General features: G+C 70.4%; 19 protein-coding genes and 1 riboswitch. Of the genes, 12 read left to right on the top strand and 7 right to left on the bottom strand.

Features of this window, described 5'->3' with window-relative positions:
• Window positions 1-83: 83 nt before the first annotated feature.
• A complete protein-coding gene (locus ACMCNO_RS14375; RefSeq protein WP_412749922.1) occupies window positions 84-671 on the bottom strand; it encodes a transglycosylase family protein in 588 nt (195 codons plus the stop codon).
• A 5-nt stretch (window positions 672-676) separates the two neighbouring features.
• A riboswitch (cyclic di-AMP (ydaO/yuaA leader) is annotated at window positions 677-850 on the bottom strand.
• A 422-nt stretch (window positions 851-1,272) separates the two neighbouring features.
• On the opposite strand from ACMCNO_RS14375, the gene ACMCNO_RS14370 reads away from it, so the two are divergent.
• The 7 genes from ACMCNO_RS14370 to ACMCNO_RS14340 all read left to right on the top strand — a co-directional run bounded on the left by ACMCNO_RS14370 (window position 1,273) and on the right by ACMCNO_RS14340 (window position 9,821).
• Window positions 1,273-1,842 carry a hypothetical protein gene (locus ACMCNO_RS14370; protein ID WP_412749921.1) on the top strand — a complete coding sequence of 190 codons (570 nt, stop codon included), beginning with the start codon at window positions 1,273-1,275 and terminating at the stop codon, window positions 1,840-1,842.
• A gap of 76 nt (window positions 1,843-1,918) precedes the next feature.
• A complete protein-coding gene (locus ACMCNO_RS14365) occupies window positions 1,919-4,819 on the top strand; it encodes a M48 family metallopeptidase (RefSeq protein WP_412749920.1) in 2,901 nt (966 codons plus the stop codon).
• A gap of 413 nt (window positions 4,820-5,232) precedes the next feature.
• Window positions 5,233-5,604, top strand: coding sequence for a peptidase inhibitor family I36 protein (locus ACMCNO_RS14360; RefSeq protein ID WP_412749919.1), 372 nt, complete (start codon window positions 5,233-5,235; stop codon window positions 5,602-5,604).
• 220 nt (window positions 5,605-5,824) lie between these two features.
• The gene (locus tag ACMCNO_RS14355) at window positions 5,825-6,754 is read left to right on the top strand and encodes a hypothetical protein (protein ID WP_412749918.1); all 930 of its coding nucleotides are present in this window, start codon (window positions 5,825-5,827) and stop codon (window positions 6,752-6,754) included.
• Window positions 6,755-6,780: 26 nt separating this feature from the next.
• A complete protein-coding gene (locus ACMCNO_RS14350; RefSeq protein ID WP_412749917.1) occupies window positions 6,781-7,950 on the top strand; it encodes a hypothetical protein in 1,170 nt (389 codons plus the stop codon).
• Window positions 7,951-7,954: 4 nt separating this feature from the next.
• The gene (locus tag ACMCNO_RS14345; RefSeq protein ID WP_412749916.1) at window positions 7,955-8,611 is read left to right on the top strand and encodes an ABC transporter ATP-binding protein; all 657 of its coding nucleotides are present in this window, start codon (window positions 7,955-7,957) and stop codon (window positions 8,609-8,611) included.
• 64 nt (window positions 8,612-8,675) lie between these two features.
• The gene (locus tag ACMCNO_RS14340; protein WP_412749915.1) at window positions 8,676-9,821 is read left to right on the top strand and encodes an ABC transporter permease; all 1,146 of its coding nucleotides are present in this window, start codon (window positions 8,676-8,678) and stop codon (window positions 9,819-9,821) included.
• A 54-nt stretch (window positions 9,822-9,875) separates the two neighbouring features.
• On the opposite strand, the gene ACMCNO_RS14335 is transcribed toward ACMCNO_RS14340, so the two are convergent.
• The 5 genes from ACMCNO_RS14335 to ACMCNO_RS14315 are packed head-to-tail and all read right to left on the bottom strand — an operon-like array spanning window position 9,876 to window position 16,101.
• Window positions 9,876-12,233 (bottom strand): bifunctional salicylyl-CoA 5-hydroxylase/oxidoreductase, encoded by a 2,358-nt coding sequence (locus ACMCNO_RS14335; protein WP_412749914.1) that lies wholly within the window; start codon window positions 12,231-12,233, stop codon window positions 9,876-9,878.
• A complete protein-coding gene (locus ACMCNO_RS14330; RefSeq protein WP_412749913.1) occupies window positions 12,230-13,870 on the bottom strand; it encodes an AMP-binding protein in 1,641 nt (546 codons plus the stop codon). The genes ACMCNO_RS14335 and ACMCNO_RS14330 overlap by 4 nt, the downstream gene beginning before the upstream one ends.
• 19 nt (window positions 13,871-13,889) lie before the next feature.
• Window positions 13,890-14,801, bottom strand: a complete 912-nt coding sequence (locus tag ACMCNO_RS14325) for an acyl-CoA thioesterase (RefSeq protein WP_412749912.1) — start codon at window positions 14,799-14,801, stop codon at window positions 13,890-13,892.
• Window positions 14,798-15,271 carry a cupin domain-containing protein gene (locus ACMCNO_RS14320; RefSeq protein WP_412749911.1) on the bottom strand — a complete coding sequence of 158 codons (474 nt, stop codon included), beginning with the start codon at window positions 15,269-15,271 and terminating at the stop codon, window positions 14,798-14,800. The genes ACMCNO_RS14325 and ACMCNO_RS14320 overlap by 4 nt, the downstream gene beginning before the upstream one ends.
• 8 nt (window positions 15,272-15,279) lie before the next feature.
• Window positions 15,280-16,101, bottom strand: a complete 822-nt coding sequence (locus ACMCNO_RS14315; RefSeq protein WP_412749910.1) for a fumarylacetoacetate hydrolase family protein — start codon at window positions 16,099-16,101, stop codon at window positions 15,280-15,282.
• Between the two features lie 83 nt (window positions 16,102-16,184).
• Here ACMCNO_RS14315 and ACMCNO_RS14310 point away from each other — a divergent pair, with 83 nt between their 5' ends.
• Entirely contained in the window at window positions 16,185-16,598 is a 414-nt protein-coding gene (locus ACMCNO_RS14310) for a RidA family protein (RefSeq protein WP_412749909.1), read from the top strand.
• Here ACMCNO_RS14310 and ACMCNO_RS14305 read toward each other — a convergent pair.
• Window positions 16,588-17,439 (bottom strand): PaaX family transcriptional regulator C-terminal domain-containing protein, encoded by an 852-nt coding sequence (locus ACMCNO_RS14305; protein WP_412753701.1) that lies wholly within the window; start codon window positions 17,437-17,439, stop codon window positions 16,588-16,590. The two genes, ACMCNO_RS14310 and ACMCNO_RS14305, sit on opposite strands and share 11 nt — an antisense overlap.
• 490 nt (window positions 17,440-17,929) lie before the next feature.
• Here ACMCNO_RS14305 and ACMCNO_RS14300 point away from each other — a divergent pair, with 490 nt between their 5' ends.
• From ACMCNO_RS14300 to ACMCNO_RS14285, 4 genes are all read left to right on the top strand, one after another.
• Window positions 17,930-18,253 carry a WXG100 family type VII secretion target gene (locus tag ACMCNO_RS14300; RefSeq protein WP_412749908.1) on the top strand — a complete coding sequence of 108 codons (324 nt, stop codon included), beginning with the start codon at window positions 17,930-17,932 and terminating at the stop codon, window positions 18,251-18,253.
• A 145-nt stretch (window positions 18,254-18,398) separates the two neighbouring features.
• Window positions 18,399-18,698: a WXG100 family type VII secretion target gene (locus ACMCNO_RS14295; protein ID WP_412749907.1), complete on the top strand. Its 300-nt coding sequence runs from the start codon at window positions 18,399-18,401 to the stop codon at window positions 18,696-18,698.
• Between the two features lies 1 nt (window position 18,699).
• Window positions 18,700-19,206 carry a hypothetical protein gene (locus tag ACMCNO_RS14290; protein ID WP_412749906.1) on the top strand — a complete coding sequence of 169 codons (507 nt, stop codon included), beginning with the start codon at window positions 18,700-18,702 and terminating at the stop codon, window positions 19,204-19,206.
• A 64-nt stretch (window positions 19,207-19,270) separates the two neighbouring features.
• Complete coding sequence (locus tag ACMCNO_RS14285; protein ID WP_412749905.1) at window positions 19,271-20,398, top strand: hypothetical protein; 1,128 nt, start codon at window positions 19,271-19,273, stop codon at window positions 20,396-20,398.
• Window positions 20,399-20,506: the final 108 nt, after the last annotated feature.

The following is a 20,506-nucleotide window of genomic DNA, read 5'->3' as shown; positions in this document are numbered from 1 at the left end:
CGGGCGACGACTCGTGTCACGGGATCCCTACCGTGACGTGACGGCCGCCCCAGCCGGATGCACCGGGGGGCGGCCGTCCACGGTCACAGGGCCAGGTGCTGGCCCGGCCGGATCAGGTGCGGGTTGCCGCCCAGAACGCCCCGGTTCAGCCGGAACAGCGTGCGCCAGCCGCCCTTGATGTGGTGCCGCTCGGCGATCGACGCCAGCGTCTCGCCGGCGCGGACGATGTGCACCCGCTGGCCGGCCCGGCTCTTGTGGGCCCGATGGGCGTGGTGTGCGCGGTGCGTCTTGCGAGCCTTGTGCGCGGCGGCCCGATGGTGCTTCGTCGAGCCGGCCTTGGCGCCGCACACCGGCCACGCGCCGATGCCCTGGGTGCGCAGCACCCGCTCGGCGACCGCGATCTGCTGCGTCCGGGATGCCTTGTCGGCCGTCCGGGCGTACTTCGCACCGCCGTGTCCGGTCCAGGTACGGCGGCTGAACTGCAGCCCGCCGTAGTAGCCGTTGCCGGTGTTGATGTGCCACCTGCCACCGGACTCGCATTGCGCGATGGCGTCCCAGTTGACGCTGGACGCCGACGCCGGGGCGGCCGGGCCGAGCAGGGCCACGGTGCCGGTGACACCGGCAGCGATCACGCCCAGCGCCAGGCGGGCGGGCTTTCGGAACTGTGCCATGACAGAGAACCTCCGCGCCTACGAGGTCAGCTGTCGGGTTCGGGCTGAGGCGCCCGGCCGCGTGTGCGGCTTCACCCCGAGGCGCGCGGTAGCGCGCCGAGGAACTTGTGGGTCCCCCGCTCCAGGCCTGGTTGAGGAATGCCCGAGGAGCGGCGGCTTGGATTCGGCGTTACCGCCCACGGGGCCCGCATTGGCGGACGCGGCGAACGTAACCGCGGAAATCGCGGAGCCGCAAAGAAATCCGGCCCGATCGTGAGATCGATCTCTTGTTCCCCGGCCTTCCGGTTACCCGGATCCGGCATCGGCTACCGGGCCCCTTGGCGGGCGTCGAGTACCGAGTGGACGAGCGCCACAATTGTCCGCGCCAGTCCTGCGCGGACCAGTACGTTCATCGCCTCGGCCACGCCGAGGACAACGTCCGCGCCTGACTCGGTGCGTCATCGCCATAGACCCGGGACCGACCGGCCTTCAGGAAAGCCCCGGCGGATCGCCGCGAACAACTCGACGCAACGTCATCAATCCGTCACGCGAGGGGGCGAACGGCCGGGAGGCGTCCGTCTATCCTGTACGCACTGGCATCGGTCCGTCACGAGGAGATCATGTGACTGAACGCGCAGCGCACGGGTCGAATGGTCGCTCGCGTTCCACCACCGGCGCGGCGGTGACCGTCGAGTTGGGAGATCTGGCGCGCGCAGCGGTGGCCACCGCCGCGCCGGACCAGATCGACCTGTTCACGGCGGCCACGGCGCAGTGGGAGACCGGGGCCGCGCGCCGGTGGCCCGGCGGGACCGGCGGATCGGTCGGGTCCGGGATCGAACCGGTGTTGCTCGCCGAGGTGGTGGGCCCGATCCTGCTCGGCGCCTCGGCGGAGGTGCTGGGCGCCGCGACGGTCACCGCGTGGCGTTACCGGCGCCAGTGGTTCCGGCGCGGGTGGTGGCCACGGCGCCGACGCAACACGGATGCTGTCTCACGCACGCGTGTGGCGTTCGATGTGGACCAGGTGGAAGCCCTGCGGTCGGCGTGCGTGCGGCACGGCACGACGCTCGGGCTCAGCGAGGCTGAGGCGACGATGCTGGCCGACGCCGTACACGGCGCCCTGTGCCGAGCGTTGGCGGATGCCGGACCGGGGAAGGCGCCGCAAACGTCCGGGCCGAACCACGTCGATGAGTAGCACGGCCGCAGGCCCGCGGCCGTCGTCCGCGGTCACCGGTTCACCGGCGGTTGCACCGCCACGCCGCCTTGCATCGATGTATGCACTGGTAGCGGTCGCGCTGGTGCTGCTGGGTGGCGGCGCCGCGGCAGCGATGCGCGACGCGTACAGCGCGCGGCACCCGGCTGCCGCGGTCCGCTGCCTGAGCGAGCAGGGGATCGATTGGACGGCCCTGCAGCGACTCGATTCGCCGTGGCAGCGGAGTCCGGAGATCCGAGAGCGGATAGGCACCTGCATCGCGCCGAACGCCCGCGATCAAAGCCTGTTCATGCTGGCCGGTGGCGTCCTGCTGCCCGTGGCCGCCATGCTGCTGATGATCGGCGGCGCGGTGCTGGCGCGGTGGCGGCTGTCGCGCGGTGCGGTTCCCCCGGCGCGCACCGCCGCGGCAGGGTGGGCCGCGGAACGCTTCGCGTCCTGGTGCGACCTGCTCGGTCTCACCGGCCGGCGGCGGCCCCGGCTCGTTCTCCTCGCACCGTACGCGTCCGGGCGGCAGGCGTTCACCACCGGCTTGCCTTTCGCGGCACCAAGAGTCGTGCTGCCTTTGGGCCACGCCTATCTGGAGCCTGCCCGGTTCGACGTCCTGGTGCTGCACGAGCTCGCCCACGTACGGTCCCGAGACGTGTCCTGGGCCGCGGCGGTGTGGTGGACCGGCTGGCTGAGCGTGCCGGTACTGCTGGCGGCGCTGAGCCCGCTGGTGCGGTGGCCCCGGCAGCGAGACGGGCTGCTCGTCGAATACCTGCCCTCGTTCATGCTGGCGGTTGCGCTGTCGGTGATCGTGCTCGGCCTGCGGGCGGCATTGCTGCGCCGACGCGAGTTCGCGGCGGACCGCTACGCGCGGGAGGTCCTCGGCGATCCCGGCGCATTGCGCGCAGCGCTCGGCGGACCGGACGTGGACGCCTCGGCGCACGCTGGCCGGGCCCGGCCCACCCACCGCCTGGCGGAGCGGCTCCGGCGAGTACGGCAGGTGCACCCGCCGCCGGCGGTGCGGGCCGCAGCCGACCCGCCCTCACCGGACCGGTGGGAAGGCGGGTTCGCCGTCAGTGCCGTCACGGCACTACTGGCGATGTTGACGGTGCAGACCATGTTCACCGTCCTGGCGGTCCCGGGCCTGGCATGGGACGCCCGGCTGCCACTGAACCTCGCGACGGCCGCGGGGAGTCTGCTGTGGGCGGGTGTGATCGTCCCGGCGTGGTGGCGCCGGACGCGACAGGCCACGGCGGCGGGCGGCGCGCCGACCTGGTCGGGCCCGGTGGCCGGCACGGTGCTCGGCATGCTCGCGGGCTTCCTGATCCAGGTTCCTGGGCAGGCGACCAGGACCTCCCCCGGGCTCTGGCATGCCCAGTTCGCCGGCCATCTCACGCTCGGTACCGGCACCGTGGGCGTGGTCGCGGCCGGTGTCGCGATCCTGACCGCGGGGCTCGCCGCATCGGCGAACGCGGCCCGCGGGGCGGTGATCGCGGTCCTCACCGGCGCGGCCGCGTGGACCGCCGCGTTCACCGCGTCCATCTGGGTCCTTGCCGGATACCTGCAGGACGGCGACGCAGGGCACATCCGGACCATGCTGATGGGCGCCGGACTGTGGGAGTGGCGGTGGGCCCCGCTGCTCGTCCTGGTCGGCTGTGGACTCGCCGCGCTTCGCCGCCGTGCCGTGGCCGCGCCGGTCACGGTGCGGGTGATCGGTGTCGCGGCGGTCACCGGCGGAATCGCCGCCGGACTGACCTGGCAACTCCGGATCGACTCGGCGCACTCCGACGACCTGCTGTTCGTCCTGATGAGTCAGCGGTCCATGATCTGCGCCTTCGCCGGGTGGGTGGTCCTGGCCGTGCTGTTGTCCGGTCGCCGAGGTGGGGCGCAGTCGCCCCGCCCGGTGGTGCCCGCGGTCCCCGACGCACTGGCTGGTGGGTTCGTCGCCGCGGCGGTGGCCGGCACGGTGTTGTTCGGGATCGCCGCCGCCGGCGGCCGCGGGCGCAGCATCGGCGTGCTGCTCGGCGCGGTCGGCTGGCCGCTGTGGCAGCTCTTCGTCGCGGCCGTCCTGACGTTGCCTGCCCTGCTGGCCGGCGTGCGACTCGCGGACCGGCATCGGCGGCGGGCGGACCGTCCGGCGACCGGCCGCGCCGCCGCGATGTCCACGGGTGTGCTCATCGGGCTCTTCAGCGTGACGTTGGTGGGCGGCGTCCTGCCACCGCTGGCCGTCGGCCCGCACGACTGGTCGGACTACCTGGCCGCGCTCGACCGCGACCCGGGCGCCGCTTTCGCGATCCCATCCGCGCCGGCCGCACCCGCCCTCGAGACCGGCGGCGGTGACCCGGGCCGCCTGCTCACCGACGCCGCGGCCACCGCGGCGTTCGCCGCCGCCGACCGGCTGCTGCCGGTCGGGCATCGGCGCGTCGAGACGGATTCCGGTGGCGCTGGCGGCACGATCCCGCACGTACGGCCGGAGACCTGTCGCGCGGTGCTCATCCGCCAGGCAGAGACAGAGCGGGCGCGGCCCCGGGCGGTGGACGTCGCGCAGAAGTACACGATGTCGCTGGGCCCGCACCCGGAGGTGACGGTCACCCTCGGCATCACGTCGTACGTGACGCCGATCCGCGACTTCCGGCCCGAGCAGGAGATGATCGCCCGGTGTGCGCATCTCACCATCCCGTCGCCAGGGACCGACACCGGCGTGATGGAGGGGGCGTACGTGTGGGGGGCGACCCCGGCCGTGCCGTATCCGGCGTACCGCTCGGACTTCACCGTCACCGGGCGGGTCCGCTCACTGGTTGCGGTGTCGACCGTGCTGTCGGAGCGGGTACTCGTGGGGCACAACGTCGTGTACGTCGACATCCTGCTGGGCAGTTCCGGCGGGCCGCCGTCGGCGGACGTGCTCAGCTACCGCGACCGGCTCGCCGAGGCGCTCCTGCTCGCCGTCGTCGGCGGTCTCCGGCTCGACGAATGACCGCATGAATACGCACGGAATGCCTTTCCCTTTTTGTGCGTGACTGGGAAGGGCGGAGGGGCGTCCGGCCAGCGGTCCGTGAGGTCGCCCGGGCGCCCGCGTTGTCACGCACAGAGAAGGCCCGATGACGTTCAGCTTCCCTGAGATTTCCGGACCTTTGTGAGTTATCCGACAGCCGTGGGGCTGTGGTGGCCTGCAGTGATTCAAAGTGACTCGACGGGTGCTCATCGGCCGGGAAGCGCGTTCGCGGCGGTTGCCTCCCGATACCTGCGCCGTTAGCGTGACGCGCTCGAAACCTGTCGGGCGGCAACAAAGAATGTCAGCCGCGCGCCGCAGGTACTGAAGTTCGATTGCAATCGATCAACTGAACGCGTGCGGCACCGGCAGGTCCCCCCTATCACATAGAGGAATCGATGAGGAAGACACGAATCGCTGCGTTCGCGGGTGCGCTCGCCACCGCTGCAACCCTGCTGACCGCCACCCCGGCGCTCGCCGTTGACCGGACCTGCTACGACGGCTACTTCTGCGTTTACAAGGACGCGAACTACAGCACGGCCAACACGATGTACCGGTTCAACAAGACCAACAACGACTGGTACACGTACGCCAGCTCCATCTACCGCGCCGACAGTTCGTGGAAGAACCGCTACACGCGGGACGCCTACGTGTGCGACGCCGGCTGGATCACCACCAACACCATCCACCTCAAGCCCGGCGCCTCGATCTCCTACAGCTCCGCCGCGAACGACCGTGGTGCCGAGCACGCCTGGAGCAACTGCAGCTGACCGCCCTGTTTACAGGTCACGTCAGGCTTTCAATGCCATGCGCCGACCTAGTGCATCGCCGGTGAAAGTCACGGCGGCTACTCATTTCTAGCATCGCTGAAACGACCATCTAACCGGCAGCGCATGGAAGGTTCGGTCGGGTGTCCTTCCGCGGCACCATCCTGTCACGGCGGGACATCTGGCCGGACCAAATGCAGTAATACAGCAAGGGAGACCAGTGATGGTAATCGGACGTCGATCGCTGTGTGTCGCCGCAGCGCTGTTGTTCGGCATCGGCGGGTGCGGCGCCGACAAGCCCACCCCCGACGCGGAGGCGTCTGCCGTTCGCGCGCAAATGGCGTGGGATTCTTCGCAAGAACAGTACAAAGACGTCCAGGCCATCGAGAACCGGCTCGTTCGGAAATGCTTGACGGACCAAGGGTTCGATGTCTTTCCCGCAGAACCGCCCGCCTCCGACGAGCCGCAGGAGGGCCCGCGACTGGTTTCGCCGGAACCGGGCGACGCTGCTCGCGCCGGTTACGGCCTGGACCCCCGTGGCCTGCCCAAGCCCGCGACGCCGTCGGACGGCTCCTCCTACGAGCAGACGCCCGACTCCTACAAGGCCAGGCTCACGCGAGCCAAGTACGGCGCCGACGATGACCTGATCTCGTTCACCACGTCGGACGGCACCAAGGTCGAAATCCCCCACCACGGCTGCCTCGGCGACGTCCGCACCCGCCTGTTCGGCGATCTCAAGGAGTACCTGCGGTTGTCGTTCACCGCAGACAACCTGGTCGGCCAGGGCCGGTCCGCGGGAGCCGAGGACGACCCCGGCTTCGTGAAGGCCGCCGGACAGTGGCGCGAATGCATCGAGAAGGCCGGCTACTCGGGCATCCAGTCGACCAAGGACATGAGGGACAAGGCGCGACGGCTCTACGAGGGCATCGATCAGGCTGACACCCGCGCCCTGGACGCCGCGGTGGCCGCCGAGATCAAGATCGCCGGAGCCGACGCCGCATGCGCGAAGTCGTCCGGGCTCAACCAGGCCTACGCCGCCGCTCGCAGCAAGGGCGCGACCAAGTCACTCGTCGCGCATGAGGCGGACATGGTTGCGTGGGACGCGCTGGTCCGTAAGGCGTTGCAGAAGGGGCAGGAGCTGTTGAAGGCATGACCGGGCGACGCCGTAAGGCAGCCATCGTGACGGCGGCGACCGCCGTTGCCGTCGTCACGGCCACCCTTTCCGTCTGGGCGGTCGCCTCCCAGGCGCGCACGCCCGCCCAGCGGGCTGCGGAAGCCGCGCCGCCTCCGGCATCCGAGCTGACCGCGGTCGTGGAGGAAGGACCGCTGTCCGACAGCTTCACCGTTGAAGGCAGGCTCGGCCGCCGGGCGCAGGTCACCGTGGAGGGGCCGGCCGCTTCCACGGGCCGGTCCGTCGTCACGGATCTGCCCGTGAAACTCGGCGGCCGGGTGCACAACCGGCAGCTGATCGCCGTGGTCTCGGGCCGGCCACTCATCGCGCTGGAGGGCTCCTTCGCAAGCTATCGTGACCTGCACCTCGGCGACGAGGGGCCCGATGTTCGCCAGCTCCGCCGCGCGCTGGGGCTCTCCGGCAAGGACACCTACGACCGAGCCACCGCGGCGAGCGTCGCCCGCCTCTACGGGGCCGCCGGGTATGCCGTGCCTGCGGCCGATCCCGCCCCTGCCGGCGCGGAGCCCTCCCCCGCGGCCACCGGCTCCTCGTCCGCTGCCGGCGATTCCACTGCCGCCACCGCGGTGGTCCGCGGCGGGCTGCTACCCATGAACGAGGTCGCGTTCCTTCCTGCCCTGCCCGCGACCGTGGTAGAGGTCAACGCTGCCGTCGGCGACAAGGGCGATCAGCCCCTCGTGACGCTTGCTTCAGGCACCTGGCAGGTGGTCGCGGACGTCAACGAGGATGAACGCGCACGGCTCACCGGTCTGCCGGCCGACACCCGCATGTCGATCAGCGAAGGTCAGGGCACCGGCAAGGCGGTCGGCCTTGCCGGGGTCAAGCCGACCAAGTCATCCGAACAGGACGAGCCCCTGTACCGGGCGACCTTCACCGTGCCCGCCGGCTCGGGGAAGGGCCTGACGGAAGGCAGTCCGGTGGCGATCCGGGTCATCCGGCGCACCAGCCCGCCCGAGGCCGTCGTCGTGCCCGTGTCGGCGCTGTGGACCAAGATCGGCGGACAGGTCGAGGTCCGCGTCAGGTCAGCCGCAGGTGTGACACCGGTGCCGGTGACTGTCGAATTCGTCGTGGACGGGCGCGCTGCGGTAACCGGGCCCGACGCCCTCGCCCAGGGAGCACGGGTCATGATCGGCTCACGCAACGGTGGTTCCTTTGGGTGAGGCCGTGGTGCGACTGGTCGACGTCGCCAAGACGTACTCGGGACACGTAGCGGTGTCAGCGCTGCGCGACGTGAACCTCGACATCCGGCGTGGGGAGATGACCGCCATCGTCGGGCCCTCCGGTGCCGGGAAGTCGACGCTGCTGAACATCCTCGGTCTGTTGGACGTGCCGACCTCCGGGCGGTATCTGCTCGACGGTACGGACACCTCCCAGCTCGGGGAGCGGGAGCTGACCGCCTTGCGTGCGGTCACGCTGGGGTTCGTCTTCCAGGCCTTCCACCTCGTACCGCATCTGAGCTGCGTGGGAAATGTGATGCTGCCGCTGGCCCACCAGGGATGGCCGCGCCGCGATCGATCCCGCCTCGCCACCGATGCGCTCGTCCAGGTGGGCCTGGCGCACCGGCTTGACGCTCTGCCCACGACGCTGTCCGGAGGGGAACGGCAGCGCGTCGCGGTCGCCCGGGCCATCGTGCACTCACCATCGGTGATCCTGTGTGACGAACCGACCGGAAACCTCGACCAGGAGAACTCGGCGCACGTCATGGACCTGCTCCGACGGCTGGTCACCCCGGAACGATCCCTCATCGTGGTCACCCATGATGGCGCCGTGTCGGCCCAGGCCGATCGGGTCGTGGAGGTGGTGGACGGTGCCGTCCGCTGACCGTTCACGACCTCGCCGCGCTGTCACACCCGCCTGGGACGTCCTCGCCCAAGCCCTTCAGGCCATGGCCGGGCGGCGCGGCCGCGCAGCACTGACTGCCCTGGGTATCGCATTCGGCATCTGCGCCGCCGTAGCCACGCTCGGCATCACCGCCAGCGCCTCCCAGGCCGTGACCGCCAAGTTCGACGAGCTGACCGCCACCGAGGTCACCGTCAAGTATCCGACGCTCGACTCGTCGGCACACACCACCCGGCCGGACGTGGAGCAGCGTGCGAGGGTCGTCGAACTCAACGGCGTCCGCAGCGCCGGCCTGCTGGCCACAGCCGACGGTCACCCACCGGTGTCGAATATTCGGCACGACGACACGCCGTGGAGCGAAGCGACCGTGCTGGCCGCTCAGAGTGACGGCCTGGCGGCCGCCGGGGCGACCATGATCAACGGCCGTTCGTTCGACACCGGCCATGAGACCCGGCATGACCGGGTCGCTCTTCTCGACTCCGTCGCCGCGACCAGGCTCTTCGGGCAGGCGCAAGCGGCGGCCGGCGCCATGGTCTATGTCGCGGGCGAACCCTACGCCGTTCTGGGCGTGTATCAACCGCCTCCCGGCAAGGCTGCCATCACCGGTGCGGTCGTCCTGCCGTACTGGAGCGCGGCCGGGCAGCCCGGACTCCGGTTCCCCGATTCGCAGATGATCGTCCGAACCCAACTCGGGGCAGCAGACCAGGTCGCCCGCGAGGTGCCGTTCGCCATCGCGCCCCAGGCGCCGGAACGACTCGCCGTGCTGGTGCCGCCCGACCTCCGGTCCCTTCGCGCCGGCGTCGAACGCGAAACCCAGGCCCTGTTCCTCGGTCTCGCTCTGGTCTCTCTGGTGATCGGGGCGCTCGGCGTCAGCAACGTCTCCTACGTGTCCGTACTCGAACGCCGGGCCGAGATCGGGCTCCGCCGTGCCGTGGGCGCATCCCGGCGAGCCATCGCGGCGCAGTTCTGCGTGGAGAGCGCGGGCCTGGGTGTCATCGGCGGCGTGCTGGGCACGATCGCCGGGGTGCACGTCACCGCGGCCACCTGCCTGGCAAAATCGTGGCTCGTCATCCTCGATCCGCTGGTACTCGGCGGCGGCCCGGTCGTCGGCCTGGTCACCGGCCTGTTGGCAGGGCTGTACCCGGCGATCGCCGCAGCGCGCGTGCAGCCGGCGGACGCCTTGCGCTCCTGACAGCGAGGTGGTCCCGTCGCGCGGGAAGTGCCGGGCAAGGCGGCGACGCGTCGCTCACCGTGGCGTCCAGCGCAGATGAACGTGCTCGTCGGACTGGTGTCGCAGCAACGCCAGGCGCGGGGGGATCTTGTCGGTTCGCGACGTCGGGGGCTTGCGGCTACCGGCCCGGAACTGGATCGGCCATCCGGCTCCCTCGCCGCGGTAGTCCTGGTCCGCCGCGGCGTGCAGCGTCCACTGCGGATCGTGGAGGTGGGCACGGCCCAGCGCGCACAGGTCCGCCCGCCCCGCGAGCAGGATCGAGTTCACGTCGTCGAAGGAGGAGATGGCGCCCACCGCGATCACCTTCACGCCCGCCGGCGCGGCGACGAGCTGGCGGATCCGGTCGGCGAACGGGGTCTGGTAGGAGCGACCGTACGCCGGCTGTTCCGCCGCGGTGACCTGCCCGGAAGAGACGTCGATGGCCGCCGCCCCGTGCGCCACGAAGGCCCGGGCGATCTCGACCGCGTCGTGCTCGGTGTTGCCGTCGGGCACCCAGTCGGTAGCCGAGATGCGCACCGTCACCGGGATCTGGGCGGGCACGGCGGCGCGGACGGCGTCGAAGACCTCCAAGGGGAACCGCAGCCGGTTGACCAGCGGGCCGCCGTACTCGTCGGTGCGCTTGTTGGCCACCGGTGAGAGGAACGAGGACAGCAGGTAGCCGTGCGCGGCGTGCACCTCGACCAGGTCGAAGCCCGCGGCGACGGCACGTCGCGCGGCGGCGGCGAAGTCGGCCACCACCTTGTCCAGGTCGGCGCGGCCGGCCTCGCGGGGCAGGTGGCAGCCCGGACCGTACGGCACTGCCGACGGACCGATCACTTCCCAGTTGTCCTCGGCGAGCGGCTGGTCCATGCCGTCCCACATGAGCCGGGTGGAGCCTTTGCGCCCGGAGTGGCCGAGCTGGACGCCGATCTTCGCCGTCGTCCGCGTGTGCACGAACTCGGTCATCCGGCGGTACGCGTCGCGCTGCCCGTCGTTCCAGAGGCCGGTGCAGCCGGGGGTGATCCTGCCCTCCGCGGACACGCAGACCATCTCGGTCATGACGAGCCCCGCGCCGCCGAGCGCCTTGGAGCCCAGGTGCACCAGGTGGAAGTCATCGGGAACGCCGTCGGCCGCCGAGTACATGTCCATCGGCGACACGATGATCCGGTTCTTCAGGCGCAGCGTCCCGATGTCGACCGGCTGGAACATCGCGGGCACGGCCTCGGTTGCCCCCGTCGCCTCGGCGAATGCCGACTCGATGCGGCGCGCGAAGTCCGCGTCGCGATCCTTGAGGTTCTCGAACGTGATGCGCCGGGAACGGGTCAGCAGGTTGAAGCAGAACTGGGCGGGATCCTGACCGACGTACATCCCGATGTTCTCGAACCATTCGAGCGAGGCCTGCGCCGCGCGCTGGGTGGATTCCACCACGGGCTTGCGTTCGGTCTCGTAGGCCTGCAGCGCGTCCGCGAGCGACGGCTGCTCGTGCAGGCACGCCGCAAGCGCCAGGGCGTCCTCCATCGCGAGCTTCGTGCCCGATCCGATGGAGAAGTGCGCGGTGTGCGCGGCGTCGCCGAGGAGGACGACGTTGCGGTCGTGCCAGCGCCGGTTGCGTACGGTCGTGAAGTTGAGCCATCGGGAATTGTTGGTCAGCACCTCGTGCCCGGCGAGCTCGGCGGCGAAGATCGCCTTGATCTTCTCTACGGCACGCTCGTCGGAAGCCCCGGGCGGCAACGTCTCGCCCTCGGTGGCGTCGAATCCCGCGCGGCGCCAGACGTCGGAGTGCATTTCGACGATGAAGGTCGATCCGCTCGCGGAGTACGGATACCCGTGGATCTGCATGGTGCCCCACTCCGTCTGTTTGACGACGAACTGGAACGCCTCGAAGACCAGGTCGGTGCCGAGCCAGATGTACTTGTTCGCCCGGTGGTCGAGCGTCGGTGCGAACGTGTCCGCGTACTTGGTCCGGATCATCGAGTTGATGCCGTCCGCGGCCACCACGAGGTCGTACGACGTGCGCAGCTCGTCGGCGTCGGGCGCAGGTGTCCGGTAGTGGACCGACACGCCGAGGTCCGCGGCCCGGTGCTGGAGCAGACGCAGGAGATCCTTGCGGCTCATGGCGGCGAAACCCTGCCCGCCGACCGTGAAGGTGTGCCCGTCGATGTCGATGTCGATGTCGGTCCAGCGGGCGAAGAGGCGGGCCATCTCGTCATGAATGACCGTGTCGGCGTTGCCGATACCGCCCAGCGTCTCGTCGGAGAAGACGACGCCGAAGCCGAACGTGTCGTCGGGGGCGTTGCGCTCCCAGACGGTGATCTCGTGGCGCGGGTCGAGCTGCTTCATCAACGCGGCGAAGTAGAGACCTCCCGGGCCGCCCCCGGCAATGGCGATTCTCACGCGGGTTCCTGCTCTCGTTCGACGTGCTGCCGCAGGAGGTAGCGCTGCAGCTTGCCACTGGCGTTGCGCGGCAGCGTCGCGCAGAAACGGACCTCGCGGGGATACTTGTACGGCGCCAGCTGCTGCTTGACGTAGTCCTGGATCTCCTTGGCCTTCGCCGCGTCACCCTCGACGCCGTCGACCAGCACGACGAAGGCGCACACGATCGATCCCCGGTCCGCGTCGGGTTTGGCGACGACCGCGGACTCCGCCACGTCCGGGTGGGTGTTGACGGCCGACTCGACCTCCGGCCCGCCGATGTTGTACCCCGAGGAGACGATCATGTCGTCGGTCCGCGAGCAGTAGTAGAAGTAGCCGTCCTCGTCGGTGTAGAACGTGTCACCGGTGACGTTCCAGCCGTCGATGACGTAGCCGGCTTGGCGTTCATCGTCCAGATAACGGCAGCCGACCGGGCCGATGACAGCCAGCCGGCCCTTGACGCCCGGAGGCAGTTCCTCGCCGTACGGCCCGAGGATCGTCGCCCGGAAGCCGGGTACCGGCCTGCCGGTCGCACCGGGACGGATGTCGTCTCCGGCCGCGGAGATGAAGATGTGCAGCAGTTCCGTGGCGCCGATGCCGTCGATGATTTTGAGCCCGATGGCGGCCTCGGTTTCGTGGCGGACGCTGTGCGGGATGTGTTCGCCCGCGCTCACCGCGACCCGGAGGCCGCGCAACTTCTCGATCTTTCCGACCTTCAGGATCTGCCGGTACGCCGTCGGCGCGGTCGCCAGCGCGGTGATCCCGTGCTCCGCGACGAGATCGGCGAGCTGCGTCGGCGTCGCGCTCTCCACGAGGAACACACAGGCGCCCGCCCGGAACGGGAAGACGACGAGCATACCGAGCCCGAAGGTGAACCCGAGCGGTGCCGTACAGGCGACGAGGTCGTCCGCGGTGAGCTGGAGAACCTCCTGGCCGAACGTGTCGTCGATGGCCAGCAGGTCGCGGTGGAAATGTGTAGTGATCTTGGGTTCGCCGGTGCTGCCCGAGGTGGGGCCGAACAGGGCGACGTCGTCCGCGGCGGTCTGGACGTCGGTGAATTCGCCACTCTTGGTAGCACAGCGAGCGGTCAGGTCGTCGTCGCGGGCACCGCCGAAGGGCACCACCACCAGTCCGCTGGCGGCCGAGTCGCGGACCGCCTCCACCTCCGCGGTGCAGCGGTGGTCGACGAGCGCGATCGTCGGCCGCGCCTTGGCGACCACGGGGGCGAGATCTCGGGCGCGCAGCGCCGCCATCGTCGTGACCGCGATGGCGCCGGCCTTCAGCACCCCGAGCCAGCAGGCCACCATCCAGGGGTTGTTGGGGGACCGGAGCAGAACCCGGTTGCCCGGTTGGACCCCCAGGTCCTCGACGAGCACCTGCGCCACCTGGTTGGCACGCCGCCGGAGCTCGCCGTACGTCCACATCTCGCCCGTGTCGGTGCGCAACGCCGGCCGATCGCCGAACGTCGCGATCGCGACGTCGAGGAGCTCGGTGGCCGCGTTGAGACGCTGCGGATACCGCAGGCGCTCGGTCGTGAACTCCAGCCGCGGCCACTGGTCGAACGGCGGAAGGTGGTCGCGGGCGAACGTGTCGATGTGCGACGTGGATGACAGGTGCATCGAGGGTCCCTTCCAAGCGTCAGGACGCGCGGATCATGCCTTCCTGCACGACCGTCGCCAGGTGTTCTCCGTCGCGGGTGAAGAAGCTGCCCTGGCCGAGTCCGCGCCCGGATCCGGCGGACCCCGCCTGCTGCGCGTAGAGCAGCCAATCGTCGAGTGCGCCCGCACCGGGCGCGCGATGGAACCACATCGCGTGGTCGAGGCTCGCGGTGACCAGTCCGGGCCTGGCCCAGGGCAGGTCGAGCACGCGCAGCACGGGTTCGAGGATGGTGTAGTCGCAGACGTACGCCAGGGCGGCCAGGTCGCGCTGGGTGCGGGTCAGACCCTCGACCGGCCGCAGCGCGTCGTACGGCTTGACCCACACGGCCTGGTACGGCGCCCGCTTTCCATCGACGCTCAGATAGACCGGCCCGGGAACGTGCCGCATGTCGAAACTGCGGCCACCGCTCCAGTAGGCCTTCGACTCCGCGGTCATCGTCCCGCCCTCGCGCGCGGCGAGGTACTCCGCCGAGGTGGGCAGCGTCTCGGGACCGGGGACATCGGGGGGCCGTAGCGTGAACGTGCCGCCGCTTTCTCCCTTGGCGAAGGAGGCGAGCGCCAGGTACACCGGCTTTCCGGACTGGAACGCGCGGACCTGCCGGGTCCCGTAGCCGCGGCCGTCGCGCAGCAACTCCACCTCGAAGCGGACCTCGGCCCCGATGTCGGCCGGGCGCATGAAGTAGGAGTGCATCGAGTGCAGCGTCTTGCCGCCCTCCGCCTGTTCGGGAACCGTCCGCATGGCGGCCGCGGCGGCCGCCGCCACCAGGTCGCCGCCGTACGCCTTCGGCCACGGGCAGGGCTGGGTGACCGCGGTGAAGGCCACGTCATAGTGCTGCGGCGCGGTCTCCTTCAGCGTGATGGCGGACGTGAACGTCTCCGAGGTCGCGGTCACGGGCGCTCACTCCAGTCGATCAGCGACTCGTCCGCGACGTCGTCGAGATTGACGACGATGTTGTCGGGCGTCCGGGTGGTCATCCAGGTGAGTGGCCGGTTGCGGTCCAGATTGCATTCGACGTGCGGCATGAACGGCGGGACGAAGACCCAGTCGCCCTCCGCCATGTCGAGGTAGTCCTGGAACTTCGGCCCGAAGTAGATGCGCGCGCGACCGGACAGCACGAATCCGCCGGTCTCGGCCTCACCGTGATGGTGGGGGACCGACCGGAAGCCCGGTTCGTTGCTGACCTTGCCGAACCAGAGGCGTCGCGCCGGTGTGTGCTGAGGGCTCACGCCCGCGATGCGCGTGGCGCCCGCCGACTGACCGGTCAGGCCGGACTCGAGTCCTCCCCGGGTGACCACCGGCACGACCAGGCCGCCCTCGGTGGCGTACATCGAGTTGTCCCCGTCGAGCTCGTGCGGATGCATGTCGGCTCCTATTTCTCGGTGAAGACGATCCGGTTGCGCAGGACGCCGATGCCGGTGATCTCGGTTTCCAGCACAGCGCCGTCGGAGAGGAAGGCCGGCGGCGTCATCGCCATACCGACGCCGCCGGGCGTGCCGGTCAGGATCAGGTCACCGGGGCGCAGGCGGGTGAAGGTCGATACGTACGCGACCAGCCCGGCGGCGTCGAAGACCAGCGACTTCGTGTTGCCTCGCTGGCGTTCCACGCCGTCGACCCGGCAGACGACCTCGAGGCCCGCGGCCGGGTCGATCTCGTCAGCGGGGACGACGACGGGACCGATCGGCGTGCTCCGGTCCCACGCCTTGCCCTGGAACCATTGCAGGGTCCGTTTCTGCCAGTCGCGGACCGACACGTCGTTGGCGACCGTGTAACCCCAGATGGCCGCCTGCGCCTCGGCCCGGCCGCCGCCACGGATCTCCGCACCGACCACCACGGCCAGCTCCGCCTCCCAGTCCACCGTGAGGCCGGACGGAAGTCCGATGTCCTCGGTCGGACCGGTCAGCGTGTCGGCGTACTTGGCGAACAGGGTGGGATGGGTGGGCAGTTCGCGACCCGTCTCGAGGATGTGGTCGGCGTAGTTCAGACCGCAGCAGATCACCTTGCGCGGCGAGGGCAGCGGCAGCACCGTGCGGGTCGGCCGTACCGGCTCGCCGATCAGATCGGTCACGGCCCGGCCGGGGAACTCGTCAAGGTACGCGGAGAGGTGCGGTGCGGGCAGGCGCCGCCATCCGTCGCCCGGGTCCGCGGCGGCCGTCGTGCGGCCGTCCGGCCCGGTCACCGTCGCGAGCCTCATGCGTGGCACTCCCCTCAGCCGGGTATGCAGTTTTTTTCACGCCCGTCAGCTAAAGTCAATATCCTAGACCTGACGGAGGCCCGATGACCCCGATTGCCGTCAACCCGGCCGCCCTGCCCACCCCCAGCGGGTACTCGCACGGCACCCTGGTCGGCAACACGCTGTACCTGGGCGGCCAGACCGCCCTGGACAAGGACATGACGATCGTCGAAGGCGGGATCGTCGAGCAGTTCCGGCAGGCCTTCGGCAACGTCCTCACCACCCTGCGCGCCGCGGGCGGGCGGCCGGAGGACCTGGTCAGCGTCACGATCTATCTCACCGACATCCCCGACTACCAGGCGCACGGCAAAGAGATCGGCCGGGTCTGGCGCGAGCTCGCCGGGCCGGTCTATCCGGCTATGGCCGGCATCGGCTGCACCGCACTCTGGCAGCCGGAGGCGATGATCGAGATCCTCGGCGTCGCCGTCATTCCCGAGCAGCGACTCGTCAGGTCGTGACGCCGCCCATCACCGAGCGGGCGAAACGGTGCGCGGGCTCGGCGAGTCTGTCGTTCAGCTCGTCGAACAGGGCTGCCGCGCGGACCCCGTTCCAGCCGCGCGGCAGAAGCTCCGGCGGCAGTCCCGGGTCCAGGAACGGGAGCCTCCGCCACGCGGTCAGCGCCCGGACGTAATCGTCGAACGCGGCCGCGTCGCCGCCCGCGCCGCCCCGCCTCCAGCGCGCCGACACCGGATCGAACGAGTCCAGGAACTCGCCGTAGAGCTTCTGCAGCCCCTCCAGGTCCCACCAGCGGCCCGCCAGCTCGGCGACGTCACCGAAGGCCAGGTAGTCGGCGTCGAACAGGTCCACGTACGCCGCCAGCTGGTAGCGCTCCAGCACCTCGCGGGTCTCCTGGCGCAGGTGACGGGGTGCGATCCACACACCCGAGGACACCGTCCCGAACCCCAGCCAGCTCAGCCGCGAGCGCAGCACGTGCCGCTGGTGACGTTGGGACTCGGGAACGCTGAAGACCGCCAGCACCCACCCGTCCGCCAGCTCGGCCCGCTGCCGGCCGAAGATGCGCTGGTCCCCCTCGTCCAGGATTTCCCGGGCCTGTTCCGACAGGCTGTATCCGGCCGATCCGCCGACCTTGCGCGCGTCCAGCAGCCCCCGGCGCTTCAGCCGGGAGATCGCCGACCGCGCCGACGAGGCGTCGATCTTGAGTCGCTCCATCAGCTGGATCAGCGCGGACACGCTGATCCAACCGCCGACCTCGCGCGCGTACAGCCCGTAGATCGTGACGATGAAGGCGCGGGGCTGCGTCGACCTCGGCTCCGCATCCTCGGTCGCTCGGTTCACCATCGTCACGACGACACGATAAGGGCCGCCGGTCGGCTTCCGTAGCGGCCTATGCGAAACCGTAGGTACATCTCGTCAGATCGCCCCATTCGCCCGTGGCAGGCCGCCCGCCGATCGCGATACGCCCACGTCCTGAGCGTTGATGAAGAGTCCTCAGGTCGTCCTGGACTGTGGCACGCCACTACCACCCTGTGGGAGGCCCGAGAGATATCTTGCCGACGCTCAGCTCTGCCGACCGACACGTTATCGCTGGTGGCGCCCGCAGGTTCGACCACGCGGACGACGCCCGAGAAGACTTCGAAGAATTTTTATGCCTCGATGGTTGAACCGGTTGCTGGGCCCAGTAGGTTCTCCCGGATAGATCCGCACGACGACGTGGCAGGCGTCGCCGGCAGTTCCACATCAGACGTTGCAGGAGCACCACCCGCATCTGCGGCCGACATCGTGTCGGCCGCGGGTGCGGGCGCTCCCCCCAGCCTAGAAAGGCACGACCATGTCGACTCCCATCTCGACAACGACGCCGGGAATGCAGCACGCCGCCCAGGCCTTCGAGGCAGCACTGGGCACCTCGACCACCACCCTGAACCAGGTGCGTGGCGAAATCGTGGCGGCCCTCGGCTCAGGTTGGACCGGCGCGGCGGCCGCCCGCTTCGGACAGGCGCTGCACCAGTGGTGCGACGAGTACCAGAAGGTCAACGTCGAGCTGAAGACGATGCTCGACGCGCTCGAGGGCAATGCCCGGCTCTACCAGCAGACCGAGTCGGGCGCCGCCCAGGTGGCCGCCCAGGCACTGCAGAGCGGGCTGCCCGGCTTCTGAGCCGCGCAGCTGCCCACCCCTTTCCGTTCCCTGTTTGCAAGGCGCCGCACCGCGGCGTCCGGCTCCGCGTGCCCCGCGCCGGACCCGGGCCACATCGGTGAGTCCGCCGCGACGCCTCAGCCACATCCTTCTGAAGGGATCAACCATGACCACATACACCGTCAGCTTCGCCCGGATCCAGCAGATGCTGGAGGACATGAGGCGAGTCGACATCCAGATCCGGCAGATGCTCGACAGCCTGGAACTGGAGAGCAACCGCAGCCTCGGCGACTGGCAGAGTGAGGCGCGCACCGCGTACCAGTTCTCCAAGCAGCGGTGGGACTCCGCGGCCACCCGGATGGCAGCCCAGCTGATCAGCGCCCAGCGGGCCCTCGCCGAGATCATGGTCGCCTACCAGAGTGCCGAGAAGCAGGGCTCGGGCATGTGGCAAGGCACCCGAGGCTGACATGACCACGTCTGCTGATTCGAGGCCGGTCGAGATCCTGTCGACCATCGGAGGCCCGTGGGACCCGAGCACCTTCGACCCCGGGCCGCTGCGGCAGCGACCGGCCAGCGAGCCACTGTCGTCGACCCCGGTCTACCGGGGCGACGGCGGCGACGGCGACCTGTCGGTCGATGGCGGCGCCTTGCGTCACTTCGCCCAGGCGATGCGCAACGCGGCCGGGCAGCTGGGTCCCGCCGTCGACCAGATGCGGGGGGTCCGGCTGCGCCCCGGCGCCTTCTCCGTGGCCGACACCATCCGCGCCGGCATCGGAGACCTCGCCCATCAGTACGCCGAGAAGCTGCGCAACACCCGCGACGGGCTGCTCGTGCTGGCCGACCGGATGGAGGACCTGGCCGACCGGTACACCACGGTGGAGGAGCTGAACACCACGGGCGCCGACGAGGTCCTGGCCATGCTGGCGACGTTCGCGCAGTACCTGCCGACCGACCCGGTCGGCGGCAACGGTTGACCGAACCGGATGCCGGGTTCCCCGCACGGGGGGCCCGGCGCTGCGGTGAGAGGAGTTGAGTTCATTGTCGTCCGCATCGGACAGTTGGGACTCGAGCACGGTCCGGGCAGCGGTCTTCGGCATCGCCGATCCCGCAGCCGCGCCGACGAGTCCCGCTGCGCCGGAGCCCAGCGACCCGGAGTCGTTCTTCCGGGCGGCGCAGGCATTCCAGCGTGCCCGCGACGCGTTCGCGTTCTGCCGGCAGGAGATCCAACAGCATGCCCGGGCCATCGCCGGGGCGGGGAAGGTGTGGCAGGGCGCCACGGCCGAGGAGTTCCTGCAGACGACGGGGTATTACGGCAAGGTCATGCAGGCCCACGTCGAGCAGCTCGACGACTATCCGTCCGGCGAGCGGCCCGTCGTGCGGGGGCTGGTCGACGCGGGCAACCAGCTCGACGTCGCCCGTCGTCAGCTCGACGCGATCGAGGCCTACCACGCCAACGATCCGAAGATGTTCTCGACCGGATACGCCGCCGACGGCAGCATCGTCTGCTCCGCCGGCCCGACCCCGGCCAAGGACGCGGACATGCGCACCGTCCTCAACGGGCTGGAGTCGAACTACCACGTCAACTACGCCGCCATGAAGCCGCCACCGCCGCAGCGGATCACACCGCCCGGCGGGGCAGGCCCCGGACCCGCACCCTTGCCGAATCCGGACGACCCGTTCGGCGGCGGCATCGGTGTGCCCGGCGGAGGGGGCTCCGGACCCGGACCGATGCCGAACCCGGACAACCCGTTCGACGGCGGCATCGCGGTGCCCGGTCCCCCGTCGCCGGACAACGGGTTCGATGCGCCCACCGCACTCGCCGGGCTGCCGTCGGCTCCCCTGGCCACCGACACCGCAACGCCCATGGCGTTGTCCGGCGGCGGGTTGGGGGGCGGATCCGGCTGGCCCGGCGCCGGAGCGCGGTCGGCTCCCGGCGCGTTCGGCGCCGGGGGCGGTGTCGCCGGTGCCGTGCTGCCGGGCGGCGCGGACCCGGTCCGGGCCCTCGGCAGCGCCGGGCCGTACGGCACCCCGATGGGGGCGCCGCTGGGGGCGGGCATGGCACCCGGCGGGCAGCCACAGGAGCGCGAACGAGTGACGTGGCTGGTCGAGGACAGCGACATCTGGGGCGACAACCCGGACCTGCCGCCCGAGGTCGTCGGACGGTGACCGGGCCGGTGCAGACGGCCCGCAGATGACGGTCTGAAGCCGCCGGGGAGCGGCGGTGGGCAGGGCAGATGACGCCACACGCGTACGCGGACGGCGCCCACGAGAGGT

It is taken from the genome of Krasilnikovia sp. M28-CT-15 (assembly GCF_047159595.1).
GTDB lineage: Bacteria > Actinomycetota > Actinomycetes > Mycobacteriales > Micromonosporaceae > Actinoplanes.
The sequence above is the reverse complement of the archived record's forward strand: the minus strand, read 5'-3'. Positions and strand labels throughout refer to the sequence as shown.

Excerpts from the sequence above, each read along its gene's own strand:
- ACMCNO_RS14375 (WP_412749922.1), bottom strand. The coding sequence starts at position 671 with ATGGCACAGTTCCGAAAGCCCGCCCGCCTGGCGCTGGGCGTGATCGCT.
- ACMCNO_RS14365 (WP_412749920.1), top strand. The coding sequence starts at position 1,919 with ATGTATGCACTGGTAGCGGTCGCGCTGGTGCTGCTGGGTGGCGGCGCC.
- ACMCNO_RS14360 (WP_412749919.1), top strand. The coding sequence starts at position 5,233 with ATGAGGAAGACACGAATCGCTGCGTTCGCGGGTGCGCTCGCCACCGCT.
- ACMCNO_RS14355 (WP_412749918.1), top strand. The coding sequence starts at position 5,825 with ATGGTAATCGGACGTCGATCGCTGTGTGTCGCCGCAGCGCTGTTGTTC.
- ACMCNO_RS14340 (WP_412749915.1), top strand. The coding sequence starts at position 8,676 with ATGGCCGGGCGGCGCGGCCGCGCAGCACTGACTGCCCTGGGTATCGCA.
- ACMCNO_RS14330 (WP_412749913.1), bottom strand. The coding sequence starts at position 13,870 with ATGCACCTGTCATCCACGTCGCACATCGACACGTTCGCCCGCGACCAC.
- ACMCNO_RS14320 (WP_412749911.1), bottom strand. The coding sequence starts at position 15,271 with ATGCATCCGCACGAGCTCGACGGGGACAACTCGATGTACGCCACCGAG.
- ACMCNO_RS14315 (WP_412749910.1), bottom strand. The coding sequence starts at position 16,101 with ATGAGGCTCGCGACGGTGACCGGGCCGGACGGCCGCACGACGGCCGCC.
- ACMCNO_RS14310 (WP_412749909.1), top strand. The coding sequence starts at position 16,185 with ATGACCCCGATTGCCGTCAACCCGGCCGCCCTGCCCACCCCCAGCGGG.
- ACMCNO_RS14305 (WP_412753701.1), bottom strand. The coding sequence starts at position 17,439 with ATGGTGAACCGAGCGACCGAGGATGCGGAGCCGAGGTCGACGCAGCCC.
- ACMCNO_RS14300 (WP_412749908.1), top strand. The coding sequence starts at position 17,930 with ATGTCGACTCCCATCTCGACAACGACGCCGGGAATGCAGCACGCCGCC.
- ACMCNO_RS14295 (WP_412749907.1), top strand. The coding sequence starts at position 18,399 with ATGACCACATACACCGTCAGCTTCGCCCGGATCCAGCAGATGCTGGAG.
- ACMCNO_RS14290 (WP_412749906.1), top strand. The coding sequence starts at position 18,700 with ATGACCACGTCTGCTGATTCGAGGCCGGTCGAGATCCTGTCGACCATC.